General features: G+C 62.8%; 20 protein-coding genes. 12 read left to right on the top strand and 8 right to left on the bottom strand.

Annotation, left to right across the window (positions count from 1 at the left end):
- Positions 1–419: 419 nt before the first annotated feature.
- Positions 420–2,444 carry an RNA polymerase sigma factor RpoD gene (gene rpoD / locus MESAU_RS11505; RefSeq protein ID WP_015316217.1) on the top strand — a complete coding sequence of 675 codons (2,025 nt, stop codon included), beginning with the start codon at positions 420–422 and terminating at the stop codon, positions 2,442–2,444.
- Positions 2,445–2,503: 59 nt separating this feature from the next.
- Here the strand turns inward: rpoD and MESAU_RS11510 are convergent, their stop codons facing one another.
- Positions 2,504–3,562, bottom strand: coding sequence for a TauD/TfdA family dioxygenase (locus MESAU_RS11510; protein ID WP_015316218.1), 1,059 nt, complete (start codon positions 3,560–3,562; stop codon positions 2,504–2,506).
- Positions 3,563–3,910: 348 nt separating this feature from the next.
- Between MESAU_RS11510 and MESAU_RS11515 the strand changes: the two genes are divergently transcribed.
- The 7 genes from MESAU_RS11515 (at position 3,911) to MESAU_RS11540 (ending at position 8,122) form a co-directional block, all read left to right on the top strand.
- The gene (locus MESAU_RS11515) at positions 3,911–4,204 is read left to right on the top strand and encodes a GYD domain-containing protein (RefSeq protein WP_015316219.1); all 294 of its coding nucleotides are present in this window, start codon (positions 3,911–3,913) and stop codon (positions 4,202–4,204) included.
- A 117-nt stretch (positions 4,205–4,321) separates the two neighbouring features.
- The gene (locus MESAU_RS31815; protein ID WP_224529547.1) at positions 4,322–4,483 is read left to right on the top strand and encodes a DUF333 domain-containing protein; all 162 of its coding nucleotides are present in this window, start codon (positions 4,322–4,324) and stop codon (positions 4,481–4,483) included.
- Between the two features lie 3 nt (positions 4,484–4,486).
- Entirely contained in the window at positions 4,487–5,545 is a 1,059-nt protein-coding gene (locus tag MESAU_RS11520; RefSeq protein WP_015316220.1) for a DMT family transporter, read from the top strand.
- Between the two features lie 3 nt (positions 5,546–5,548).
- Positions 5,549–5,929: a thiol-disulfide oxidoreductase DCC family protein gene (locus MESAU_RS11525; protein WP_015316221.1), complete on the top strand. Its 381-nt coding sequence runs from the start codon at positions 5,549–5,551 to the stop codon at positions 5,927–5,929.
- 144 nt (positions 5,930–6,073) lie between these two features.
- Complete coding sequence (locus MESAU_RS11530; RefSeq protein ID WP_015316222.1) at positions 6,074–6,772, top strand: PadR family transcriptional regulator; 699 nt, start codon at positions 6,074–6,076, stop codon at positions 6,770–6,772.
- Between the two features lie 367 nt (positions 6,773–7,139).
- Positions 7,140–7,781 carry a TetR/AcrR family transcriptional regulator gene (locus MESAU_RS11535; RefSeq protein WP_015316223.1) on the top strand — a complete coding sequence of 214 codons (642 nt, stop codon included), beginning with the start codon at positions 7,140–7,142 and terminating at the stop codon, positions 7,779–7,781.
- Positions 7,782–7,825: 44 nt separating this feature from the next.
- Complete coding sequence (locus MESAU_RS11540; RefSeq protein WP_015316224.1) at positions 7,826–8,122, top strand: HlyU family transcriptional regulator; 297 nt, start codon at positions 7,826–7,828, stop codon at positions 8,120–8,122.
- Between the two features lie 113 nt (positions 8,123–8,235).
- Here the strand turns inward: MESAU_RS11540 and MESAU_RS11545 are convergent, their stop codons facing one another.
- Entirely contained in the window at positions 8,236–9,270 is a 1,035-nt protein-coding gene (locus tag MESAU_RS11545; protein WP_015316225.1) for a class I SAM-dependent methyltransferase, read from the bottom strand.
- Positions 9,271–9,555: 285 nt separating this feature from the next.
- Here MESAU_RS11545 and MESAU_RS11550 point away from each other — a divergent pair, with 285 nt between their 5' ends.
- The gene (locus MESAU_RS11550) at positions 9,556–11,556 is read left to right on the top strand and encodes a putative bifunctional diguanylate cyclase/phosphodiesterase (protein ID WP_051041256.1); all 2,001 of its coding nucleotides are present in this window, start codon (positions 9,556–9,558) and stop codon (positions 11,554–11,556) included.
- Positions 11,557–11,636: 80 nt separating this feature from the next.
- On the opposite strand, the gene MESAU_RS11555 is transcribed toward MESAU_RS11550, so the two are convergent.
- A complete protein-coding gene (locus MESAU_RS11555) occupies positions 11,637–12,839 on the bottom strand; it encodes an MFS transporter (protein WP_015316227.1) in 1,203 nt (400 codons plus the stop codon).
- Positions 12,840–13,014: 175 nt separating this feature from the next.
- Positions 13,015–13,473, bottom strand: a complete 459-nt coding sequence (locus MESAU_RS11560; RefSeq protein WP_015316228.1) for an Lrp/AsnC family transcriptional regulator — start codon at positions 13,471–13,473, stop codon at positions 13,015–13,017.
- A 171-nt stretch (positions 13,474–13,644) separates the two neighbouring features.
- Between MESAU_RS11560 and MESAU_RS11565 the strand changes: the two genes are divergently transcribed.
- Positions 13,645–14,379: an AzlC family ABC transporter permease gene (locus MESAU_RS11565; RefSeq protein ID WP_015316229.1), complete on the top strand. Its 735-nt coding sequence runs from the start codon at positions 13,645–13,647 to the stop codon at positions 14,377–14,379.
- Positions 14,376–14,675 (top strand): AzlD family protein, encoded by a 300-nt coding sequence (locus MESAU_RS11570; RefSeq protein ID WP_015316230.1) that lies wholly within the window; start codon positions 14,376–14,378, stop codon positions 14,673–14,675. Before MESAU_RS11565 ends, MESAU_RS11570 begins: the two co-directional genes overlap by 4 nt.
- A gap of 54 nt (positions 14,676–14,729) precedes the next feature.
- Here MESAU_RS11570 and MESAU_RS11575 read toward each other — a convergent pair whose 3' ends face one another.
- The gene (locus MESAU_RS11575) at positions 14,730–15,365 is read right to left on the bottom strand and encodes an FMN-dependent NADH-azoreductase (RefSeq protein WP_015316231.1); all 636 of its coding nucleotides are present in this window, start codon (positions 15,363–15,365) and stop codon (positions 14,730–14,732) included.
- A 107-nt stretch (positions 15,366–15,472) separates the two neighbouring features.
- Between MESAU_RS11575 and MESAU_RS11580 the strand changes: the two genes are divergently transcribed.
- On the top strand, positions 15,473–16,435 hold the full coding sequence (locus tag MESAU_RS11580) for a LysR family transcriptional regulator (RefSeq protein WP_015316232.1): 963 nt from the start codon (positions 15,473–15,475) through the stop codon (positions 16,433–16,435).
- Between the two features lie 383 nt (positions 16,436–16,818).
- On the opposite strand, the gene MESAU_RS11590 is transcribed toward MESAU_RS11580, so the two are convergent.
- The 3 genes from MESAU_RS11590 to MESAU_RS11600 form a co-directional block, all read right to left on the bottom strand.
- On the bottom strand, positions 16,819–17,433 hold the full coding sequence (locus MESAU_RS11590) for a TetR/AcrR family transcriptional regulator (RefSeq protein ID WP_015316234.1): 615 nt from the start codon (positions 17,431–17,433) through the stop codon (positions 16,819–16,821).
- A gap of 141 nt (positions 17,434–17,574) precedes the next feature.
- A complete protein-coding gene (locus MESAU_RS11595) occupies positions 17,575–20,685 on the bottom strand; it encodes an efflux RND transporter permease subunit (RefSeq protein WP_015316235.1) in 3,111 nt (1,036 codons plus the stop codon).
- The gene (locus MESAU_RS11600; RefSeq protein ID WP_015316236.1) at positions 20,685–21,797 is read right to left on the bottom strand and encodes an efflux RND transporter periplasmic adaptor subunit; all 1,113 of its coding nucleotides are present in this window, start codon (positions 21,795–21,797) and stop codon (positions 20,685–20,687) included. The genes MESAU_RS11595 and MESAU_RS11600 overlap by 1 nt, the downstream gene beginning before the upstream one ends.
- Between the last annotated feature and the right edge of the window lie 14 nt (positions 21,798–21,811).

The following is a 21,811-nucleotide window of genomic DNA, read 5'->3' on the forward strand; positions in this document are numbered from 1 at the left end:
GAGTGCAGGAATGAAGGCGCGGCCGCGCTTCCCTTGGGGGCGCGGTGCGCTAAGTCGGGTAATTGATTCGCTTTTTTCATGCGAATCATGCCAGAGGCGCTTGACCTTCGGACAGAATGACGGAATCAGGACGATTCGAAACGTTAACCCGCACCCGCGTCGACGGGAAACAAGCGATGCAAGGTACTTGGTCACTGGACAGGCGGCCCGCCTGCCACAGATATCAGGGTTAATCTGGACTTAATGTATGCCGCCCAAGAGTGAAACCCGGTTTTGGGGCAACGGCATGCACCAAACAAAAGAGTGGATGCAGTTTGTGGGCCGGGTAAGGCGCGTTTAGAAAAACGGGCGTATCCGATTTGACTGGTCCGACAGCTTACGCGGCCCCGATGGCCGGCCGCTAGGAGAAGATAAAGACTATGGCGACAAAGGAAAAGGAAGAGGTCGAGACCGAACGCGAAGGCGCCACCGATGGGCCTCTGCTCGACCTTTCCGATGATGCTGTCAAGAAGATGATCAAGGCCGCCAAGAAGCGCGGCTATGTCACCATGGACGAGCTGAATTCGGTGCTGCCTTCCGAGGAAGTGACCTCCGAGCAGATCGAGGACACGATGGCGATGCTGTCCGACATGGGCATCAACGTCGTCGAGGATGACGAACAGGGCGAAGAGGCCGAGGCCGGCGACACCGCCGCCGATGCCGAGGAAGACGCCAACGAGCTGGCCGAGCAGACCGGCACCGCGGTCGCCGCCACCACCACCAAGAAAGAGCCGACCGACCGCACCGACGATCCGGTGCGCATGTATTTGCGCGAGATGGGCTCGGTCGAGCTTCTGTCGCGCGAAGGCGAAATCGCCATCGCCAAGCGCATCGAGGCCGGGCGCGAGACGATGATTGCGGGCCTGTGCGAAAGCCCGCTGACCTTCCAGGCCATCATCATCTGGCGCGACGAGCTCAACGAATCCAAGATCCTGCTGCGCGAGATCATCGACCTCGAAGCCACCTATGCCGGCCCCGAAGCCAAGCAGGCGCCGGTGGTCGAACGCGTCGAGGAAGCACCCAAGGTCGAGGAAAAGTCGCGTCGCGGACGCGATGACGAAGACGACATCACCAATGTCGGCGCCGACACGCGCGGCATCGGCGATGACGACGAGGAAGACGAAGACGAGGCGAGCCTGTCGCTGGCGGCGATGGAAGCGGAACTCCGCCCTCAGGTGATGGAGACGCTGGACGTCATCGCCGACACCTACAAGAAGCTCAGGAAGCTGCAGGACCAGCAGGTCGAGAACCGTCTAGCCGCCGCCGGCACGCTGTCGCCCAGCCAGGACCGCCGGCTGAAGGAGCTGAAGGACCAGCTGATCAAGGCGGTGAAGTCGCTGTCGCTCAACACGGCGCGCATCGAGGCGCTGGTCGAGCAGCTCTACGACATCAACAAGCGGCTGGTGCAGAACGAGGGCAAGCTGTTGCGCCTGGCCGAAAGCTATGGCGTGCGCCGCGAGGAATTCCTGAAGGAATATCAGGGCTCCGAACTCGACCCCAACTGGACGCGCTCGATCGCCAACCTGACCTCGCGCGGCTGGAAGGAATTCACCAGGAACGAGAAGGACGCGATCAAGGATTTGCGCGCGGAGATCCAGAATCTGGCCACGGAAACGGCGATCTCGATCCTGGAATTCCGAAAGATCGTCAACCAGGTGCAGAAGGGCGAGCGCGAAGCCGCGATCGCCAAGAAGGAAATGGTCGAAGCCAATCTGCGCCTCGTCATCTCCATCGCCAAGAAATACACCAATCGTGGCTTGCAGTTCCTCGACCTGATCCAGGAAGGCAATATCGGCCTGATGAAGGCCGTCGACAAATTCGAGTACCGCCGCGGCTACAAGTTCTCGACCTACGCGACATGGTGGATCAGGCAGGCGATCACGCGTTCGATCGCCGACCAGGCGCGCACCATCCGCATTCCGGTGCACATGATCGAGACGATCAACAAGATCGTGCGCACCTCGCGCCAGATGTTGCACGAGATCGGCCGCGAGCCGACGCCGGAGGAACTGGCCGAGAAGCTCGCCATGCCGCTCGAAAAAGTGCGCAAGGTCTTGAAGATCGCCAAGGAGCCGATCTCGCTCGAAACGCCTGTGGGCGACGAGGAGGATTCGCATCTGGGCGATTTCATCGAGGACAAGATGGCGATCCTGCCGATCGACGCGGCGATCCAGGCCAATCTGCGCGAGACCACCACGCGCGTTCTGGCTTCGCTCACCCCGCGCGAGGAGCGCGTGTTGCGCATGCGCTTCGGCATCGGCATGAACACCGACCACACGCTGGAAGAGGTCGGCCAGCAGTTCTCGGTCACCCGCGAGCGTATCCGCCAGATCGAAGCCAAGGCGCTGCGCAAGCTCAAGCACCCGAGCCGCTCGCGCAAGCTGCGCAGCTTCCTCGATAGCTGAGTTCATTTTTGTCGCGAACAGTTAAGGGCGCCGATCGGCGCCCTTTTTCGTTTCGGGCGTCAAAGCAACGGCACGTTCAGCCGCGCGCCCTTGACGGTGATGCCGCCCCGGTTGCCGATCTCTATCGAGCCATAGCGCTGCCGGAAGCAGTCCGGCAGCGGACGGTCGCCGGGGACCGACAGCCACAGGCGCAGCATATGGCGCCGCTTGTCGGGATCCGGCCAATCGCGAAAGCCCATGCGGTCGTGAAGCAGCGAATGATTGTAGACGAACTGCATGTCGCCAGGCCGGAGCCGCATCGACAGGTTCAGCCTGACATCATTGGCAAGGCTGTCGAAAAGATCCAGCGCCTCGACATGGGCTGGAGTGAGGCGCATGGCATCGGCGAAGCGCTGCGCGCTGTCGATGTACTGACGCTGATAGATGCCGGTCAGCAGTCCGGCATGCCAGTTGAGCACCGGGATTTCGAAGTAGGGCTTTTCGCCTTCCGGGATCTCGCCACGCCGGTCGGTGGCAATCGGATCGAACAGCAGGCGGACCAGATCGGGCCGTCTCTTGCGCATCTCGTTGTAGATCGTCACCGTGCTCACCAGCAGGGACTCGCCGCCCTGCATGGCATCGCGCAGGCAGAGCAGGCCGACGACATCGGCGGAATCGGTGTGAAATGTCTGGCGTTCCGACGTCTGGTAGATGCGTGTCCTGGGGTCCTTGGCGTCCGCGCCGATGTCGCGGACATGGCCGAGTATATGGCCCTGGGCATTCTGGGACCGAGCGCTTCCCAGATGGGCGCCAACCCCGCGGAAGATCGTTGCCGTCATCTCGGCGGAATATCTCTCGACCGGGAGACCGCGCAGCACCTCGAAGCCAATTCCGGCAATCAGTTTTTCGCGAAGCGCGGCAAGGTGGCCGGCAAGCCGGGGAAAGGGGAAATGAGCCTTGGTCAGACTGCCGATATCGTGCGAGCCGGCGAGAAAGCCGGTTGCGGCAGCTTCCAACTCCGCGACGTCCTCCGGCTCCAGGTCGACCAGCCATTTTTCAGGATGCTTCGCCATGTCCTCGCCGACCCAGGCGGCGGGAATTTCGATCTGTTCCGGCGGCAGCTCTGATGTCTCGCGCATGAAGCTCTCCTGCGGCTGGGTTGGCCCGGATGGGGTATTGCCGGCCTGGGGGCCACGACGGAGATTGCCGCAATCAGGCGGGTTTTTAAACCGGCTTTACCTGACCGCCGCCGGCTGATTTGCGGTTGATGCCTGCGAGCGCCTTTGTTGCGTCGGCTGGCGTGAGGTCGCACTCACACGGCATTGGGTTCCCGCGCGGTAGCGCTTGCAGGATGTCGGCAGTGGGAGGATACTCCGGCGTCGGATGCATTTTCGGGCGACAACCCCGGAAGCCAGCCCCGGCCGAGGCCGTGTCGACAAGCCCATGGCCTGAGTGCCGTGCTCCGTGGCCCCGGAGAGAGGCCTACCATGACGACCTACATCATGCTGATGAACTGGACCGAGCACGGCGCCAAGAACGTGCGCGACTCGCCCAAGCGCCTCGACGCCGCCAGGAAGCAACTGGGCGAGATGGGAGGATCGTTCAAGTCGTTCTACCTGACCATGGGCGAATTCGACATGGTGGCGGTGGTCGAGGCGCCCGACGATGCGGTGCTGGCGCGTTTCGCGCTGATGCTGGCCGCGGGCGGCAATATCAGGTCGCAGACGATGAAGGCTTTCCCGGAGCTCGCTTACCGCGAGATCATCTCGTCGCTTGGATGACGGTATCCGCCTTGCGCAAACAGGTCGGCACGGTCAATCCCGCATCGGTCCATTGCGCAGCGATTGGCGGACGCCTGACAATCAAGAAGGACAAGGCCCGGCAACGGGTTTTGCCACCTGCCCAACGGGCGCCTCTGTGAAGAGTGGGCGCTGTTTCGCGACAACAGACGCGTCGGGCCGTCATGCATCGGAACTGAGGCGCGGACTTCCCTTGGGCGATCTCGCAAACCGTGCCTGGCGGTGTGGTCGATGACATGGCGTGCCACCATGATAGGGTGAGCCATGACCCATTCCCATTCGCATCTTTGGCCTGGCGTACCGCTTGCCCTCGGCTCTGCCGTCTTGTTCGGCGCGACGCCGCCCCTGTCCAAGCTGCTGCTCGACAGCGTCAATCCGTTCATGCTTGCGGGCCTGCTATATCTCGGCGCGGGCCTTGGCCTTGCCCTCTATCGCCTGTTGCGCGACCGGCAAGCCAATGCCGGCGAGGCGCGACTGGCCGCCGAGGATATTCCATGGCTTGCACTGGCCATCGGCATGGGCGGCATTGTTGGACCGGTCCTGCTGATGTTCGGCCTCATCCTCAACACGGCATCCAGTTCGGCATTGCTGCTCAACCTCGAAGGGCTGGCAACGATGGCGATCGCCTGGCTCGTCTATCGCGAAAATGTCGACCGGCACCTGCTTTTCGGTGCCTTTGCCATTCTCACTGGCGCTGTTTTGCTTTCGTGGCAAGGTAATGGCGTCACTTTCAACCTTGGCGCGTTGCTGGTCGCGGGGGCGTGCCTGGCATGGGGACTGGACAACAATTTCACGCGCCGAATATCGGCCACAGACCCGGTGGTGATCGCCATGCTGAAGGGGCTCGTGGCCGGTACCGTCAATGTCGGCCTGGCATTGATCGGCGGCGCCTCGCTTCCCGCCGCGCCGATTGTCGCCTCGGCGGCGGCTGTCGGTTTCTTCGGCATCGGCGTCAGCCTGGTGATGTTCATCCTTGCGTTGCGCCATCTCGGAACGGCGCGCACCGGAGCCTATTATTCGCTGGCGCCGTTCATCGGTGCCTTGCTGGCCATCGTCATGCTCGGCGATGCCGTGACGCTGAAGCTGGCGATTGCAGGGTTGCTGATGGGCGTCGGGCTCTGGTTGCATCTGTCGGAACGCCACGATCACGAGCATGAGCACCAGGCGCTGGAGCATGAGCACAGCCATGTGCATGACGAGCACCACCAGCATCATCATGACGGGCCGGTGACGGAGCCGCATTCGCACTTGCACCGGCATGCGCCGCTGCGCCACAAGCATCCGCATTATCCCGATCTGCACCACCGGCACGATCACGGCTGACACATGTCCAGGCCCGTGCTGACCGTCTGGTACAACACGCGCTGCCCCGTCTGCGATGCCGGCATCGGTCGGCAGAAGCGGCGGCTGGTCGAGGCGGTCAAGGCCGGTCGGATCGAATTCCGCGACATCAACCTGGAGCCAGATGCGCTGTCGTCGCGTGGCATCGCGCTGGAGGACATCCGCCGCCGGTTGCATGCGACCGACGCCCAGGGCAGGCTGCTGGTCGGTGCAGACGTGGCGATCGCGGTCTGGCTGACAACGCCTGGCGAGGGATGGCTGGCGCGCCTGTTCGGCAATCGGCTCATGCTGCCGCCGACCCGCATTGCCTACGATCGCTTCGCCGATCTGCTGTACGGCTGGAATCGGCGCAAGGGCCGCTGGTAGCCCATTCACACACCATCCATTCCTGCCGCGCCTGACGCCTCGACGCCACCCCTTGGTTCAGATACATCGTAAGATATATCTTGACTCACCGACAGGGTGTTCCTAATTAAGATATATCGTGAGATAGAACTCGAGGAGCAATCAATGCACAAGCACAATTTTGGGCACAATCATTCCGACCGTCATCATTTCGGCGAGCGCATGTTCATGCACATGGCCGGCAAGTTCGGTGGTAGGGGGGGCGGCGGCTTCGGTCCGTTCGGGGGCAGGGGCGGCGGCGGCCGCGGTGGACCTGGCGACTTCTTTCGCGCCGGGCGCATGCTGGCCGACGGCGACCTCAAGCTGATCACGCTGTCGCTGCTGGCCGAGGCGCCGCGTCACGGCTACGACATCATCAAGGCGCTGGAAGAGCGCACCAGCGGCATCTACACCCCGAGCCCGGGCGTGGTCTACCCGACGCTGACCTTCCTGGAAGAGGCTGGCTATGCCGTGTCGTCGAGCGAAGGCAACAAGAAGGTGTTCTCGATCACCGAGGCCGGGCAGGCGCATCTGGCCGACAATCGCGAGATGATCGACGGCGTGCTCGATCATCTCGAGCGGTTCGGCCGCAAGATGGCCAAGGCGCGCGACTGGTTCGGCTGGAACGACGACGGCGAGGATCGTCGCGGCGGCCGGGGTGGACGTGGCGAGCGCTCCGAAACGCGCGACGAATTCCGCGCCATCCGCCACCGGCTGCGCGCGGCACTCGGCGAGATCGTCGATGCCCCGGCAGAAAAGCAGGCCGAGGCGATCGCCATTCTGGAAGCCGCCGCCGAAGCGCTGGAAGCGCTGACACATCGCTGAACCCACGATGCGGCGCGTCTCCTTAAGCGCGAAAGCTCAACAGAAAAGCCCGGGGAGATCTGGGCTTTTCTCGTCAGGGCAGGTCGGCATCATTCCTTGCCGACATGTTCACTGATCAGCTTCTCGTGCGCGCCTTCTCGATCTTGGCGGTCCCGGCGGAGATGCGCTCGTCGGTGCGGTACTTGACCAGGTTCACGAGGCTGCCGGTGAGCAGCAGGATGCCCATGGCCCAGTAGCCGATAGCAGGAATGAACCTCGTTCAAGACCTTTTGAACACTGTTCACGATACCCTGGATGTGGTAAACGAAGCGGCGTCGGGTCGAAAACAGCAGGTCATTTGCAAGGCGCGCTCATTCAGAAGGAAAGCATGGCACTCGACAAGGAAGAGACGGGCGAGCGGGTGCTGGCCATTGCCGAAGCGCTGCTCAACGAAGGCGGCATGGACAATCTGAAGGCCAGGACCATTGCCGAACAGGCGGGCATCTCGGTCGGCTCGGTCTACAACCTGTTTTCCGATCTGGACGGGGTGCACCGCGCCGTCAACATGCGCCTGCTCGACCGGCTGGGGGGCGCGGGCGCCGCGGCGATGGCCGAGCTTGCCAGGCGTGGCATCACCGACGTGCGCCAGCGGCTTTTGGCACTGGCCGGCGCCTATGTTCGCTTCGTCGAGGCGCATCCCGGCAGCTGGCCGGCGCTGCTTGCCTTCAACAGGCGGCGTCCGGCGCTGACCGAGCCCGATGTCTACGAGGCGCGGCTCGACCAGCTGTTCGAGATCATCGCCAGCGTGCTTGCCGATGGCGGCTTCGATCTCGACGAGGACACGCGCCGGATCGCCGCGCGAACCCTCTGGTCAAGCGTACATGGCATCGTCACCAGCGGCTATGCGGCCAGGTCCGACCGCCGCCAGACCGATGAGATCGGCCAGCAGATCGAGCTCCTGGTCTCCGTCTTCATCAGGGGACTGGAACGCGGCGGCACATTCGCGCATGCTGGAGGGACAACGTCGTGAATCGCACGCGAACCGCGATCGCCGGCGACAGGGAGATTTGAGCGATGTCTTTTTTGAAGCGTCTTTTCGGCGGCGGCGGTGGCGGCGAAGCGGCCGAGCCTGGAAATGCCGCGCCCGCCAAGCAGGTCGAGCACAAGGGCTTCACGATCAGCGCCACGCCCTACAAGGCTGATGGCCAGTACCAGACCTGCGGCGTCGTCTCCAAGGAAGTCGACGGCGTGGTGAAGGAGCACAAATTCATCCGCGCCGACCGTTTCGCCGGGCTGGACGACGCCGTCGACATCTCGATCAAGAAAGGCATCCAGCTCGTCGACGAACAGGGCGAGCGGATTTTCGGCTAGGGCATGCCGTTCCCGAAGCGAGCCTGGGGTGCGCGTAAGAGGACCGAAACCCTCGAGCACCGCGGTCGAAGCGCTCGAGGTCCTACGTCAGCCGGTTTGCATCCAGACGGGTATTATCCACGCTTGTGGATGACGCCGTAAAGCACGTTGCGGTTCTCGCCGAAGTAGACCTGCGCGTCGACTGCGTTGCGGTCGACGCTGGCGTTGATGATGTTCCACATGTCGACCTCCGACCGCAGCAGCAGCACCCAGTCCATGAACGTTTCCCGGTAGCCGGCGTCAGGAGTGCCCTCGGCGTAGTTGGCGAACAGGAAGGTCCCGTTCGGCTTCAGCATCTGCAGGCAGGTCTTGGTGAGTTTCACGGCGACGTTGTGCTGGAGGTAGTCGTAAAGGCCGGAGGCATAGATGAGGTCGAACTTGCCGAGCTTGTGGCCTCTGGTGAGCACAGTGCGCACCGAGCCGTCGATGGCCTCGACCGCGGTGCCCTGGAAGTCGCGCGCGATCAGTCCGACGCTCTGGGGATCCTGGTCGAGCGCGACCCAGCGCTTGAGGCCGCCCTCGGCCAATGCGGCCGAACGGTTCGCCTCGCGCAGATGGCCGGCAGCGATCGCCAGGACTTCCGTTTCGGGCCCGTTCCTGGCCGCGGTTTCATCGACATAGCGGGTCAGCAGATCGCGGCGCTCGCGTGCGGCGACGCATGACGGAACGTTCTGGGTGTGGCTGTAAAGCGCCTTGCCGACCTCCGAGGCGCTTGCGACGCTCTCGGCAACATGCGGGTCGCAATAGATGTAGTCGAGCAACTGCGCGTCGCCGGAATAACCCCTGGGCTTGGTGAAGGACCAATGCGTCAGCGGATCCTCCAGAAAGTACTTCTGGATCGGGTGGTTCTGCGCCACTGGTATCAAGGCCTGCCAAACGTCGGGATGGACCTTGGCGCGCAGCGCGTTGAGAAGCGACAGCAGGCGGCGGACGATCTCGGCGGGAAATTTTTGCTGCTCGACCTGTTGCTGTGTGGCGTGGAGGATGAGCGCCAGCTCCGCGCGAGCGGTTTCGAACGCTTCGCCATGATGCTCGGGCTTTCCTCGACGGAGACCACCGGCGATTGCTTCAGCAGTAATCAGACTCTGGCCGTCAAAGACAGTTTGCACACCAAGGCTCCATAGTTAACAGTCAGTTAACTTATTGCGTAGAATACTCGATTTGCCAACGGCGGCTCCGTTGCATTCTATCGATATGATTAATTTCCCGCTAACCATATCAATTCTTTGGGGTTTTTGAGGGCGGGATTCCGGGTTCGAGTTAACGGAAACTTGTCCTGCGTCATTGCATTTGATCGCGCGGCAAGTCGTGTCGCGCCAAGGAGTCGGTCTGCGTTGGGGGCAGAAGCTGGAAAAGAGTTCGGAACGCGAAATGTCCTTCAGTCGGGATTTGTCGTGAACGAACGCGCGTCATCCGCAGTGGCCGATGCGGTGGATGCGGAACCGCCGCGCCAGGAGCTGGGGGCGGCCGAACTTCGAACCCTTTACCGCACGGAAGCCCAGGCGAAGCGAAGGAAGGAAGCCAGGCCAGGCCTCTGGATCGCCGTCGTCATCTACGTCTTGTTTTCGGTATCGGATCTGCTGCTGATACCCGACGTGGCCGCCCTTACAATCACGGCCCGCTTCGCTGTCGGACTGACTGCACTGTTGGTCCTGGAAGCACAGCTTCGCAGGGGAGCCGCCACCGACTGGCTTGACGTAACCTGCGCCGCGGCCATCATCTTTGGCTATATCGGCTGGCTTTGCCCCGCGTCCATGGGCGCGAACAAGGAAAGCGTCGCCTATTATATGGTCTTTGGCACCATTTTCATGATGAGCGCCAATCTCTTCTTCACATTCCGCTTCAAGGTCTCGATCATAACGTCGACGATAATTTTGTGCATCTTGTATGTGGTGAACTACTTTTTACCCGCTACGCTGATATACAAGATGGTCTTCGGCACCTTCTACGTTTCGTGCTTCACATTCACGTCCTATGTGAACTGGAAGCTGAACGAAGAACGCTACAACGTCTTCCTGAACGCGCTGGAAGCCAAGATCCAGCACAAGGAGGCGACCGAGCGCGGCAAGGCCCTGCTCAGGCTGTCGCGGACGGATCCGTTGACAGGGCTGGAGAACCGGCGCGCGATCGACGAAAAACTGCGCGACTATTGGAACGACTGGCAAAAGCTTGGCCACGGTTTCGCGGCGATCCTCATCGATGTCGACTTCTTCAAGAAGTTCAACGATTGCTATGGCCATCAGGAAGGCGACCGTTGCCTGATCCAGGTCGCCGATGCGCTCAGCGACCTGATCAAGCAACATGATGGCTCCATCGGCCGTTATGGCGGCGAGGAATTCATCGTCCTGGCCCGCATGGACAAGAAGGGCGAGGTCGCGGATCTGGCGGAAGCCATTTGCCGCACGATCGAGAACCTGGCGATCGCGCATGAGTTGCGCCGGGATGGCATCTCGATCGTGACGGCGAGCGTGGGCGCGGCGTTCACCAGGAAGCAGACCGCCGCCAAGCTGGAGAAGATCATCCACGAGGCCGATCGAGCGCTCTATCTTGCAAAAGCCAGCGGCCGAAACTGTGCCCGGCTGTTCGATCCGACCGATCCCCAGAGCAGCGACGAGAGCGAGAACCTGGCGGCATTGCTGAAGATCGCCATTGGCCAGGACCTCGTTTCGCTCGTCTACCAACCCATCCAGGACGTCGCGTCGGGCGGGTTCGAGGCCGTGGAGGCGCTGATGCGCCTCAAGATGCTCGACGGCACCCTGGTTCCGCCGAGCCTGTTCATTCCCGTCGCGGAACGGACCGGCGCCATCCTCGAGCTCGGGCGCTGGGCAATAAGGACGGTGTGCGCCGAACTCCTGGCGCAGGATCACGTGCGCGTCGTCAGCGTCAACGTCTCGCCGATCCAGCTCAAGACGCCTGGCTTCGCGACGTCGGTCGCCACCATTCTGGGCGAGACCGGCGTGACCGGAAACAGGCTGGCCTTCGAGATCACCGAGGGGCTGGAGATGGAGATGCATTCCGACATCCTGCGCTGCATCAGCGACCTGAAGCTGCTCGGGATCAGGATCTGGCTCGATGATTTCGGGACGGGCTTCGCCGGCCTTTCATGGCTTCGTCTCATCGACTTCGATACGGTCAAGATCGACCGCTCGTTTCTTCACGACTGCGGCACCCCTAAGGGCATGGCAATGCTGCAGGACATCATCGCGCTGGTCAGAAATCGCGGCCACAAGATTCTAGTCGAAGGGGTGGAGACCGAAGAGCAGATGGTCCTCATGCGCCAATTCGGCATAGACAAGGTCCAGGGCTTTCACGTCGGCCGTCCCGCTCCGGCCGCGAATTTCCAGACCAAGCGGGCCATTCAAAAGCGGCCGTTCACGGTTCTCAAGTCGGCGTGACCGCGAGATAGGCGTGGCTTGACCGGCCATCGCCCGTCAAGCCCGTCTGCCCTCTGGCGACGATTGCAGCGCGGAGAAGCCTATGCCGTCTGCAACGCCCTGCGTGGCAGCGGCGGGAAGGCGATCGCTATGCCCGCGGCACCCAGGCCGATAAGCGCCGAGCCGATGAACAGCCAATGGTAGCTGGCATAGGCGTCGAAGATCATGCCGCCGGCAAGCGGCCCCAGCGCCATGCCGAGGCTGGAGAGCATGGTGGCGGCGCCGAATACGGTGCCGAGGATGCGCTGGCCGAAATATTCGCGCGCCAGCACCGCGTAGAGCGGCATGACGCCGCCATAGGTGGCGCCAAAGATGACGGCCAGCATATAGAACTGGTCGAGCTGGCTGATCGAGAGATAGGCGGCAATGACGATCGCCTGGATCGCCAGCCCGGCGATCAGCACCGGCTTCACCCCGAGCCGGTCGGCCAGCACGCCGTAGAGCAGCCTGCCGCCGAGGCCTGCCAGACCCTCGACACTGTAGATCGAGACAGCGGCCATCGGGGCGACGCCGCACAGCATGGCGTAGCTGACCATGTGGAAGATCGGGCCGGAATGAGCCGCGCAGCAGGCGAAGAAGGTCAGCCCCAGCACGATGAATTGCGGCGAGCGCAGCGCCTGGCCGACCGTGAGGCCGGCGCCTTCGGCGGCTCGTGATGCGGCGGCACCCGAGGCGACAGGCTTCGGCGGCTGGCGCACCAGAAGCACGGCGGGCAGCAGAAGCACCCAGGCCAGAATGCCGATGTCGAACATGGCGCTACGCCATTCGTAGGCGGAGATCAGCCAGCGGGCGAGCGGCGAGATCGTCATCGGCGCCACGCCCATGCCGGCCGAGACCAGCGATACGGCCAGTCCGCGATTGGTGTCGAACCAGCCTGACGTCAGCGCGATCATCGGCGCGAAGAAGGCGCTGGCCGCGAGCCCGACGAGCACGCCATAGGTGATCTGGAAGGTGAGAAGCGAACCGGCGCGGCTTGCCAGCACCAACGCCAGCCCGAGCAGCACGGCGCCGATCGTGACGACGATACGGGCGCCGAACCGGTCGGACAGGGCACCCCAGGCGAAACCGCCAAGGCCCATCACCAGGAAATTGAGTGTCATGGCGCTCGAAATGCCCGCGCGCGACCAATTGGTATCGAGCGCCATGGGTTCGAGAAAGATCGCCAGCGAAAACATCGTGCCGATGGCGACACAGGACATCAGCGCGCCAGCCGCGACGATGACCCAACGGTAGGAATGGTTCATGGTTTTCTCCCATGCCGGAACGCGGTCTTGTGGTGGCACGGTCCAGCTTCGCCGTGCCCTTGCGTCCGAAGGACGCCGGCACCAGCGCCCATCCTACAATCCGGTTGCATTTTTTATCCAGTCTGGACGTTAGGGCTTTGACGGATACAGACCCTTGGATTTGCGCTGGCTTGTCCTAGATCGGCAGTTCCGATGTGTATTTGATCGTCTGGCTCGGTACGTCGGTCTTGACGTTCTGCACGCCCTTGATGCGGCTGAGATGCTCCGACTGGAAGCGCCGGTAGTCATCGATGCCGGCGGCCACGACACGCACCATGGCGTCGCAGTCGCCGAGCATGAGATAGCACTCCATCACTTGCGGCAGCTTGGCGACCTCGGTGGCGAAATGTTCGATCGTGTCCTCGTCCTGTGCCTTCAGCCAGATGCGGGTGAAGAAGGTGAGGCCCTTGCCGATGCTGGCCGGATTGATCACGGCGACATAGCGGTCGATGATACCGGCTTCCTCCAGGAGCTTGACGCGCCGCAGGCAAGGCGAGGGCGACAGGCCGACCTCATTGGCCAGATCATTGTTGGCCATGCGGCCGTCTCGCTGCAACGCCCGCAGGATGCGTTTGTCGATGTCGTCGAGCTTCATGGCGTTGAATTCCATTTTCCTGCGGCTTCGTAACAGTGAATGCCAAAATCTGACGAAAGACAACAATCTTCGCAACCAAATTGCGGAGAGCTGTAGGTATGTTTTGCCCCTGACATCACGGGATTTTCAAACGCAGGGCAGGGCGGCTGTGGGGCCGCCCAATGGCAGGGTATGAGCATTTCACAGGCAGTCGAGACGGTCGGCAATGGTTCGGGATCGGAGTTTCGCCGTGGCGTGGCATCCTGCGCGCCGGTGCTGCTCGGCACCATCCCCTATGCGCTGGTGCTTGGCGCCCAGGCCGTGCAGAAGGGGCTGAGCACGGTCGAGTTGTCCATGATGACGGGGCTGAACTTCGCCGGCGGCTCGGAATTCGCGGCGGTCCAGCTGTGGACGTCGCCGCCGCACATCCTGCTCATCCTCGCCATCACCTTCCTGGTCAACAGCCGCCATCTGTTGATGGGAGCGGCGCTCGCGCCGTTCCTGCGCGACCTGCCGCGGCGCAAGGTGTTTCCGGCGCTGTTCTTCCTATGCGACGAAAGCTGGGCGCTGGGCCTGGCCGACGCCAAACAGCGCGCCGCCGCCGGTGTCGCACCGGCCTTCAGCCCGCGCTATTACATGGGTGCCGCGCTGGCGATGTATCTGACCTGGGTAGCCTTCACCACGCTGGGCGCCTTGCTCGGCCCGATGCTGGGCCATGTCGAGACCTACGGTTTCGACATGGCGTTTCCGGCCGTCTTCCTGGTGCTGATGCGCGGCATGTGGAAGGGCGTCGCGGCGGCACGGCCCTGGCTTGTCAGCCTGGCCGTCGCGGCGCTGGTCTATCTCTTCGTTCCCGGCGCCTGGTATGTCGCGGCGGGCGCGGTGTCGGGGCTGGCCGCGGCCTGGCTGATGGCGGGTGATGCATGATCGACGCAGCGACCCTTCTCACCATCGTGCTGATGGCCGGCGTCACCTATCTGACGCGGATCGGCGGCTATGTCGTGCTGCGCAACCGCGTGCTCAGTCCCCGCGCCACGGCAGTGATGGAGGCAGCACCCGGCTGCGTGCTGATCTCTGTCATCGCGCCGGCCTTCGTGTCGCGCAATCCCGCCGATCTCGCGGCATTGGCCATCACCTTGGTCGCCGCGACACGGCTTTCCATGCTGCCAACCGTGCTGATCGGGGTCGCTTCGGCCAGCCTGTTGAGGCATCTGATCGGCTAGAACGAAAAAAGCAGGCGCGAACGCCTGCCTTTGACAAACCATGGACCGAGAGTCTTACGCTGCAGCCGCGACATCACGGCTGGCGGCAACCAATGCATCGACCGTGGCCGTAGCCTTGGCGAGCGCGGCATCCACCGCGTCAGGTCCCTTGGAGACGCCCTCGATGCGGATGACGTCGACATCGGTCATGCCGATAAAACCGAGCACGCTGCGCAGGTAGGGGACGGCGTGATCGAACTGCACGGCCGCACCTTCGGAATAGATGCCGCCGGAGGCCAGCACGATGTAGACCTTCTTGCCGGTGACGAGACCCTTGGGGCCGTTCTCGCCATAGGCAAAGCTCTTGCCGGAGCGGGCGACGTGATCGACCCAGGACTTCAACGTCGAGGAGATGTTGAAGTTGATGAAGCCGGTGGCCAGGATCACCGTGTCGGCGGCGAACAGCTCGTCAAGCACGACATCGGAAACGCCGACCACTTCGGCCTGGCGCGGGGTGCGGGCATCGGCCGGCGTGTAGATGCCGGTCGCATAGTCGGCATCGATATGCGGCAGCGGGTTGGCGACGAGGTCGCGCACGACCAGCGTGTTCGACGGGTCAGCGGCGAGAAGCTTCTGGGCGAACTCGGTGGCGATGCGGGTCGAGTGCGAGGCAGCGCCGCGCGGGCTCGAGGTGACGAGAAGAATGGACATAGCGGGTCTCTCCAGTGGGATGAATTGTCCCGCCATATATGGGGCATCGACCAATCAGATAAACTGGTATATTTTCGATACGATCCATCCATAAAGTAGATACAACGATGCAGCCCAACCCGACCCTCGACCAGCTCCAAATCCTTGTCGCCGTTGCCGATACCGGCAGTTTCTCGGCAGCCGGCCGCAAGCTCAACCGCGCGCAATCCGTCATCAGCTACGGTATCGCCAATCTCGAGGCGCAGCTCGGGCTGAAGCTTTTCGAGCGCGAGGGCACGCGCGAGCCGCAACTGACCGAGATCGGCCGGGCGATGCTGGAAGACGCGCGGCGCATGATTGGCGTGCTGCAGCGCATGCGCTCGCGCGTCGACGGGCACCATCACGGGCTGGAGGCCGAGGTGGCGCTGGCGGTGGACGTATCATTGCCTTCCCCCGTGCTGGTGCGGGTGCTCAAGGCATTCGAGGCGCGGTTTCCGACCGTGATGCTGCGCCTGTATATCGGCACGCTCGGTCTCATCCCCGATCTTGTCGTCAGCGGACAGGCCGATCTCGGCATTGGCGGCCTGCTAGGCGATGTCGACGTGCATCTCGTGCGCATCGGCTTCATGTCGCTGGTGCCGGCGGCAGCGCCCAATCATCCGCTGGCCCTGCTGCCGAAGCCGGTGGCGCTCGAGGATGTGCGCGAGCATACGCAGCTTGTCGTGATCGACCAGTCCGAGCGCACCAAGGGACGCGATTACGGCGTCTTCGCCTACCGCACGTGGCGACTGACCGACATGCGCACCAAGCACATACTGATGCGCGAGGGGCTCGGCTGGGGCGGGCTGCCGCGCTGGCTGATCGCCGACGACCTGGCCAGCGGCCGCCTGGTGGAACTCGACCTCGAACCCTACAAGGAAGTGAGTTCGCCCCTGTTTGCCATGCACCGCAACGATCGCAGTCCAAAGCCGGCGGCGGCCTGGCTGATCGACCGGTTCAAGCGCGGGCTCGGCTGCTTCAACGAGTTCGAGCCGGGCGAGGTGCCCGAAGAGGAGCCGGACACCGACGGTGATGCGAACGCCGGCGGCTGAATCCTGGAACTCAGCCGAAAATCATTCGATCTGCGTCACCCCGGAAACCACGAGCTGCGCCGTACGGGCGGTCAATTTTCCGCATTTGCGCAGTGTCGGTTTTTCATAGGTCCTTTTCATGTGTCCATCCCAAATGTGAGCCCGCAAGGTGGGTGAGCCAGCCATAACGGGATTGGACGGTTTCGGTTGCCTCGCCATTGCATTCTCCGCTGCGTACAAGGACACGATCACCTGCCTTTCGGAGACTGTTGGGGAACTCCACGCTTCACAGCCGGTCGCGATAATGTCCTTCCACTTTGCTGGGCGTCGCGAAACCAATGTGTCGACCTCCATCTTCTGGTCGCCTTCCATCGCCAAGCCCTGCCGGACCAACGGCACGCGCCTCAGTCGGACTTTCCCAGACCTTTCAGGATAAAGCGAATCTGCTCGCGCAGGCCAGCTTCGTCATCTTCGCCGTGTCGAAGGCGGTGCTCGATCAGAATCGGGTGGAAAAACGGCGTGAAGGCGGTCTTGACCGCGCGCGCTGCTTCCACTGGATCTTCGACCTTGAATTCCCGTGTTTGGATGCCCTCGCGGATAATCGCTTCGAGGATCGTTACCACCCGCTCGGTATGCGCCTTGATGATCGCGCAGTTGTTTTGCATGGCGGCGACAACCATCTCGTGCATGCGCCTTTCCTTGACCAGTGTGGTCTTGCTGTGATGGTGCATCGCGGTCAGGAGTTGGTCGAGTTTCTCCGGGGCCGGCGCGCTCGTGCATGCGATCGCAGAGGCGATCCCGGCGACCTCGTTGACGACCCGCCCGCAGACGGACTCGATGATCGCACCCTTGGAGGGGAAGAAACGATAGACGTTTGCCGTGCTCATGCCGAGTTCGGAGGCGATATCAGCCACCGATGTCTTATGGGTGCCGAGGCGGCGAAACTGCTCGTCCGCCACAGCCAGGATGCGCGCGCGCATCTCGTCGGGAGCAGTTCGTGTTCGAACTGGACGGTTCATGCATGTCTCCAGAATTGATGAAGCGAACCGGCCGGACTCGCGTGGACGATCGTCTGTAAGCGGCAAGTTCGTGCCGTTGGCCCCGTGTCCAGGCAGAGCCAACGGGCAAGAATTCGAACCGTCTCCTGCGACAACGGAGCCCTACTCGGCCGCCATTGCTGCCGGCACTTCCGGTTCCTCCGTTGAATTCTCCTGGACCTCATCCGTGGCCGGCTTGATCCGGAACCACGCTACGTAGAGTGCAGGGAGGAACAGCAGGATCAGCACCGTGCCGGCAGCCGTGCCGCCGATCAGCGTGAACGCCATCGATCCCCAGAAGACGGAGTGCGTGAGGGGGATGAAAGCCAGAACGGCGGCAAGTGCGGTCAGGATCACCGGCCTTGTGCGTTGCACCGTGGCCTCGATGACCGCCTGATAGTCGTCAAGACCGGCGGCACGGTTCTCCTTGATCTGTTCGGTCAGGATCAGCGTATTGCGCATCAGGATACCCGCCAGGCCTATCAGGCCCAGGATGGCGTTGAATCCGAAAGGCTGGTTGAAGGCCAGCAACATCGGTACGACGCCAACGAGACCGAGAGGTGCCGTCAGCATGACCATCGCCATCGTCGAGAAGGATCGCACCTGCAGTATGATGACGATCAGCATGGCGGCGAGCATGGCCGGAAAGACCTTGCCCAGCGCTGTGTTGGCCTTGGTTGCCTCCTCGATCGATCCGCCCATTTCGATGCGATAGCCGGCAGGCAGGGATTGAATCAGCGGCTGAAGGGCCGTCATGATCTGCTTGGAAACCTCTGGAGGCTGGGTCGCCTCATTGATGTCCGAGCGGATCGTGATGACGGGTGTGCGATCGCGGCGTTTCAGGATCGGTTCTTCCAGACGGACTTCGGAGTGACCGATCTGGTCGAGTGGAATCTGGCCGCCCTCCCGGCTCATCAGCGAGAAATCCGCCAGACGCGATGGATCCAGTCGCTCGCCGCCGGCGCTGCGGGCCACGATGGGGACGTTGCGGATGTCCTCGCGGACCTGCGTGACCGGGATGCCGGTGAGGAGGAACTGGAGCTGCTGGGCCACTTCCGCCGGCGACAGGCCGATAAGGTTCAATCGGTCCTGATCCGGGATGAAGCGCAGTACCGGCGTGCGATTGCCCCAGTCGCGATTGGCCTGCCGCACGTCCGGTACGCCGCGCATGATGTCGAGGGCTTTTTCGGAGATGATGTACAATTGCCGCGGGTCTGGCCCCATGACCCGGAACTCGACCGGGAACGGCGTGTAAGGTCCGAACACGAGTTGCGTAATGCGGATGTTCGCTTCAGGGGCAAGCCCTGTCGCAACCGCTTCACGGAGCCTGTGCTTCAAGGCCTCGCGCGCGTCCGCGTCCGGTGTCAGGACGACGATCTTGGCGAAGGCGGGATCAGGCAATTCGGGCGCCATGGCGAAGAAGAAGCGGGGAGCGCCCTGACCGACATAGCTCGTGACGATCTTGGCCTCGGGCTGGCCGCCAAGCCAGTGTTCCAGTTTCTCGACCGTGGCGGTCGTCGTCTCGATGCTGGTGCCCTCCGGCAGGCGAACCTCGACCAGCACTTCGGGACGGTCGGATGTCGGGAAGAACTGCTGCTTGAGACCGCTCATGCCGACAACCGAAAGCGCGAAGACGATGCCGACGGCAGCGCAGGTCACGAACTTGTGGCGCACGGCAAAGGTGATGAGCCGGCGGAGGCGCCGATAGTTCGGTGTGTCGTATATGGCGTGAACGCCGCCTTCGACCGGTTTGATCGCGGGCAGCATCTTGACGCCCATATAAGGGGTGAAGAAAACCGCGACGACCCAGGAGACGATGAGGGCGAACCCCACGACCCAGAAGATGTTGCCGGCGTATTCGCCGGCCGTCGAGCGCGCGAAGCCCACCGGCAGGAACCCCGCGATCGTCACCAGCGTGCCCGACAGCATCGGCGCCGCGGTGTGGCTCCATGCATAGGCCGCCGCCTTGATGCGATCCATGCCCTCTTCCATTTTCACCACCATCACCTCGATGGCGATGATGGCGTCGTCGACGAGGAGGCCCAGCGCCAGGATGAGGGCACCGAGCGTGATGCGGTCGAAGAACCGGCCGGTTTCCAGCATGATGAGAAACACGACGGCGAGCGTCAGCGGGACGGCGGCCGCCACGACGATGCCGACGCGCCAGCCGAGGCTGAGCAGGCTCACCAGCAGCACCACGCCAAGCGCCATCGCGAATTTGATCATGAACTCGTTGACCGACGAGCCGATGTTGACGGCCTGATCGCTCACTTTGGCCAGCGTCATTCCGAGAGGCAGCGTCTGTGCGATCGCTGCTGACCTCTCCTCCAGTGCCTTGCCGAGTTCAAGACCATTCCAGCCCTCCTGCATCACCGCCGCGAGCATGATGGTCGGCTCACCCTGGTGACGGATGACGTAGGTGGCAGGATCCTCGTAGCCGCGCCGGACCACGGCGATGTCGGAGAGCTTCAACGTCCGTCCCGCGGCGACGATCGGCGTGTCGGCGATCGTCTGGACACTGTCATAGGCGCCGTCGACGCGGATGAAGACCTGCGGCCCCTCTGTGTCGATCGAGCCCGCCGGTGTGACGGTGTTCTGCCGCTGCAGGGCAGCGACGATATCCTGCGCCGACACGCCGAGGGTTGCCAGCTTGGCATAGGAAAACTCGACGAATATCTGTTCGGGACGTTCGCCGAGGATGTTGATCTTCTTGACGCCGGGCACATGCAGAAGGTCCTGGCGAATGGTCTCGGCCTGCCTGGCGAGTTCCCGCATGGGCAAGCCCTTCGCCTTAAGGGCGTAAAGAGCGAAACTCACATCGGAATATTCGTCGTTGACAAAGGGGCCGAGCACGCCGGGCGGCAGGTTGCGGGCTTCATCCCCGAGCTTCTTGCGGGCCTGGTAAAATTCCTCCTGCACGCTGGATGGCGGTGTGCTGTCCTTCAGTGTGACCGTCAAATAGGCATAGCCTGGCCGTGTCGTCGTCTCCACACGGTCGTACCAGGTCAACTCCTGAAGTCGCTTCTCCAACGGTTCGGCGACGAGGTCCTGCATCTCGCGCGCCGTCGCGCCCGGCCATACGGTCGTGACCGTCAGGGTCTTGATGGTGAAGTTGGGATCCTCCGCACGTCCAAGCATGAGGAAAGCGTAGGCGCCGGCGGCGACGAGCAGAATGATGAAGAAAAGGGTGACGGCTCGCTCGCGAACGGCGATCGCGGAAAAATTGAGGCTCATCAGTTGCTCCTGTTTTCAGAGGCAGTCCTGACGCGAGCGCCTTCCTGCAGGAGATGAGCACCGAGCGAAACGATCGAATCGCCCGAGCTCAGCCCGGAGATCACGGCGGTTTCGCTGGTTACACGAACAAGCTTGACGGGCCGAAAGTGTACGGTCGAGGTTGCGCCGTCCAAACTCCAAACGCCGGTCTTCTGACCGTCGTCCAGCACGGCTCCGAGCGGCACCTGGACTTCCGTTTGACTTGCCTGGCTTGCAAGCCGGATGGTTACCGTCGAGCCAAGCGGTGCTGCCGCGGCCTCACCATCGAGCACATAACGGGCCTCATAGGTACGAGTCTGGGGATCGGCAGCGTCCGACAACTGCCGGAGATGCGCCGTAAAATGCCGCCCATCGCCCCCATACAAGCCCGCCTCGGCTACCGAGCCGATCGCCGGCCGGATCGTTTCGGGAAGCGTGACCACCGCCTCACGGGGGCCGGCGTTCGCGATCCGAACCACGGTCTGTCCCGCGGCGACAACCTGTCCTGGCTCGCCAAGCGTTTCGACGACGGTTCCGTCGGCGTTCGCGTCCAGGACGGAATAGGCCGCCTCGTTTTCCGCGACCTTCGCTTCCGCTTCGGTGGCGGCAAGCTGTGCAGTCGCGGTATCGAGTGCTGCCTTCGCCTGCTCGTAACGCTGCGGGGTTGCGGCCAACTCCTTCTTGACCAGAACCGCATAGCGCTTCTCGTCCGCACTGGTCTGAACCAGGACAGCGCGCGCAGCCGCGACAGCGTTGCGCTTGGCGGTGAGGGCAAGGGCAAGATCGGTATCATCGATCCGCAGCAGCGGTTGGCCCGCCTTGACCTGTTCGCCGACATTTACAAGGCGCTCGATGATCTTGCCGGGTACGCGAAACCCAAGATTGCTCTGCACCCTCGCGGCAATTGTACCCGTGAAGCCGCGTTCGGATCCTGTCACCGCCACTGCCGTCACGAGTCTGACGATCGGTGCTTCCTGCCTCGGGTCAGCCACGACGGCGGCTGCCTGTGTGCGAATGGGAAGCGTGACGAATGCAGCCACCCCAAACCCCGCGACCAGAACGCTCCCCAGCCCAATAATGAGTTTCTTTTTCATGCCCATCGCCTTCT

Origin of the sequence: Mesorhizobium australicum WSM2073 (assembly GCF_000230995.2) — a bacterium.
GTDB classification, from domain to species: Bacteria; Pseudomonadota; Alphaproteobacteria; order Rhizobiales; family Rhizobiaceae; genus Mesorhizobium; species Mesorhizobium australicum.